Raw genomic sequence first — 3,232 nt, 5'->3', positions numbered from 1 at the left:
GCGCAGCGGTTCAGGCATTGACGGGCCGTTTGTATGTCGCCGCAGCGCAGGGCCAGTGCCGCCATGTTGTTGCAGGCGTACGGATCGTCGGGGTAAAACTCCAGCGCGGTTGCACAGACATAGGCTCTTTCGGGTGAGTCGACGGGATAGAATTCCGCCAGCCGGCACATTTCGCCCAGGCTCAGCCATTCGGGACGGGAGTCGATCAGTTCGCGGCTCTGGCCCACGGTGAACGGGGGCAGTGTATAACTGATGCGGTAATCCACGCGCCGCAGCTGCGGATAAACTTCATGCAGCAGCCTGAGGTAGGTTGCGCCGTTGTCGATTTGCCGGATGCCGGCATCGCGGGCATCGGGATCGGACACGGTGTCGATCACGGCCAGCACCTCGTTCCTTGCGGGCAGGTCGGACAGGACGACCCAACGCCGCAGGCTGTCCCAGTCCTCCGGCTCGGTCGCGGTGATGAAGACCGCGCTGTCCAGTCCGAAGTTCTCTTGCAGGTAGTTGCGGATCGACCGTACGCGGTTTGCGGAAAGACGGGTGTTATAGGGATAGGTGTCCTCGGGCGAGGCATATCCTTTCAGGTAGACGTTCTCTATCGAAAGGCCGTCGTTTCCCAGCAACCGTGCAGTCAGGCTGTCGATGCGCGCCAGTTGGCTGCTATTGTCGGCGAATCCGCGCAGCAGTACCGAACGGCCCTGCGGGAAGTGTATGACAGCCGTGATCTGTTCGCTGCGGCGTTTGGGTTCGTCTGCGGGAACGAGGAACGACAGCCGCGGTTGTACGGCAGGGGCGATCTCGGCGGCGACCAGCGGCGGAAGGGCCGTCCGGTGTTGGGCACATCCCTCCAGGTCGCGGTAAAGGACGATCCGTGCGCCCGCCATCCACGGCTCGTAAGGAATATCACCTTCGAAAAGAACCGCATTTGCCGACGAATTTTTCCGGCTGCGGCGGATGACCATATTGCTGAAAGCACCTTCGGTAACAGCCGGTATGCCGTAAAGCCGTTCCCGGCGTTCGTTGACTTTCTCCCGGATGCGTCCCGTGAAAACGACGGGAGCCAGTTGTATTTGGTTTTCGCCGTCGCTGACGACCGGCGTGACGGTCAGTTGTCCGTTGGCCGGGAGGTCGATGCCGGCGGTGATCGGGAGTCTTACGCAAAGCCGGTCGCCGCTCCTGTAAGCGGCCGGATTCCCTTCGCGACCGTAGACTGCCGCGGTAAAGGTCAGGCATACGGCCAGTAAGCCGGTTATGCGTTGCTTTGTATGGCGTTTCATATCCTGCTGTGTTATTTAATGATAAAGATGAGTGCGAGGCCGATTTTTGTCGGCCCGAAATAGTTGCGTGACCGGGTGCGGATCACTTCGCCGCATTCGGCGATCGGATATTTCCGATCCCACAAACGGGCGTACCCCAGGCCGACGGTGGCTTCGAGGTTCCACCGCTTGCCGATCAGCCACTGATAACCGTAGGATAAACCCGCACCGTAGAGGTGTCCCTGATAGCGGTTGCGGTGGAAGTCGGCGTTGAAATTGATCCCTCCCGCATTGTATTCGGCGTAATGGGCGTGCAGGCCGAAAAAGTGGCCGTTGAAGCTCTCGCAAAGCCAGTAGCGTACTTCGGGTTGTATCAGCCAATGTTTCCACCGGGCGTCGCCGAACTCCCACGGATTGTAGTTGCCCGATATGTCGAGCGTTACGCGGGGGCCGAGCGCCGCTTCGACACCCAGGTTGATCGTCGCGGTGGCATCGTAGAGCAAGTTGCTCTTGACGGCCCATTTCTGGGCCAGGGATGAATTTACCGATGCCAGCAGGATTGCCAGCATGAAATAAATTTTATTCATTACCATATTTTTTTATTGTCCCGAAAGTGTCCGGATGAAATCGATACGTCCGGTGTCCGCCTTGAAGAGGATGGTACTCAAAAGGCGCGGCTATGGCTCGTGCGTGCAAATGATTTGCCAGAAATGGATGAACTCTTAACGCTTAGGTTCAACGGTTTGTATCATAATATGATAAAAAATATAGCAGAGACGGGTAGAGGATGAGAGACAGTTGGGCTTTCATCACCCAATCCATGGCATTACCGAATCAGGTACGGCGGGCAGGCCGCGGCTGACCTGCATTGCATCGCTTTTCAATGCCTCTGGACTAAACGCACGAAACCCTGCAAATTAAATCTTTGCAGGGTTTCGCTGGCGGAGAGAGAGGGATTCGAACCCCCGGTACAGTTGCCCGTACACCGCATTTCGAGTGCGGCCCGATCGACCACTCCGGCATCTCTCCAGTACATTCCGCACGGAAAAACCTTCCGTTTGGGACTGCAAATATAGACATATTTTTTGTTTCTCGGCATTTTCGTGCGAAAATTTTTTCTTCCGGTAGGGAAAAAGCGGCTATATCCGGCTCTTTTCGTGCTTTTCCCAAATAATTCCTATCTTTGTATCTGGAGGAGGAATGCAGTATCGGCCCCGCCTGTCCGTTTATATAGATGAGAAACGATACTAAATTCGGTACGGTTTTCGTTTACTAATGTAAGAGGAACTAACGCAAACACACTGTGCGCTATGAAAAAGTTGAAAATTTTAATCGGAACCCTTGTCCTGGCTGCGGGGCTGGCCGGCTGTTCGTCGGCCTACTACGCATCGTCGGGATACGCCAACGACGATTTGTATTCGCTGCACGATAAGACTGCCATCGCCCGGAAACAACAGGCGAAGGCCGAAGCCGAAAAGGCCGCTGCCGAGGCCCGCCGGGCCGAATGGGAGGCGCGTATCGCGGAGGCGCAGGCCGCCGCTGCGGAGAACCAATATTACGAATACAATTCGAACCCCTACGAGGATATCGTAGCCGATACGTACGAAAGCGCCTATGCACGGCGCCTGCGGGGCTTCGAATCGCCGACATACAGGATGCCGTCGAGTTACTATAACTTCCGCTATGGCGGCAGTTTCACCTATGCTACGGCCTACGACCCGGCATTCTACAACATCATCATTTCCGGTGACCAGGTCTGGGTGGAACCCAAGTACATCACTTCGATGTTCGGGACATGGGGCGGATCGGTTTACGTTGACCCGTGGTATTACGGCTGGACACGTCCCTACTGGGGTGCGTGGGGCCCGTCGTTCTCGTTCGGTAGCTGGGGCTGGAGCTTCGGCTTCAACGGCTGGTACAATCCCTGGTACAATCCCTGGTACGACCCGTGGTGGGGGCCGGGCTGGGGGCCGGGC

General features: G+C 56.8%; 2 protein-coding genes, 1 tRNA gene and 1 pseudogene. 1 reads left to right on the top strand and 3 read right to left on the bottom strand.

What is annotated here, in order from left to right; genetic code table 11:
* The 3 genes from QVP03_RS04540 to QVP03_RS04530 form a co-directional block, all read right to left on the bottom strand.
* Positions 1-1,277 (bottom strand): OmpA family protein (locus QVP03_RS04540; RefSeq protein WP_288210642.1); only part of this gene is annotated, 1,277 nt, incomplete at its 3' end.
* 11 nt (positions 1,278-1,288) lie between these two features.
* Positions 1,289-1,843: a DUF3575 domain-containing protein gene (locus QVP03_RS04535; RefSeq protein WP_018696409.1), complete on the bottom strand. Its 555-nt coding sequence runs from the start codon at positions 1,841-1,843 to the stop codon at positions 1,289-1,291.
* 352 nt (positions 1,844-2,195) lie between these two features.
* A tRNA-Ser gene (locus tag QVP03_RS04530) sits at positions 2,196-2,285 on the bottom strand.
* A gap of 281 nt (positions 2,286-2,566) precedes the next feature.
* On the opposite strand from QVP03_RS04530, the pseudogene QVP03_RS04525 reads away from it, so the two are divergent.
* Positions 2,567-3,232, top strand: a pseudogene (locus QVP03_RS04525) (hypothetical protein); the annotation flags it as partial.

Source organism: Alistipes sp. CAG:29 (assembly GCF_000435435.1).
GTDB classification, from domain to species: Bacteria; Bacteroidota; Bacteroidia; order Bacteroidales; family Rikenellaceae; genus Alistipes; species Alistipes onderdonkii.
This window is presented reverse-complemented; position numbering and strand designations above follow the sequence as displayed.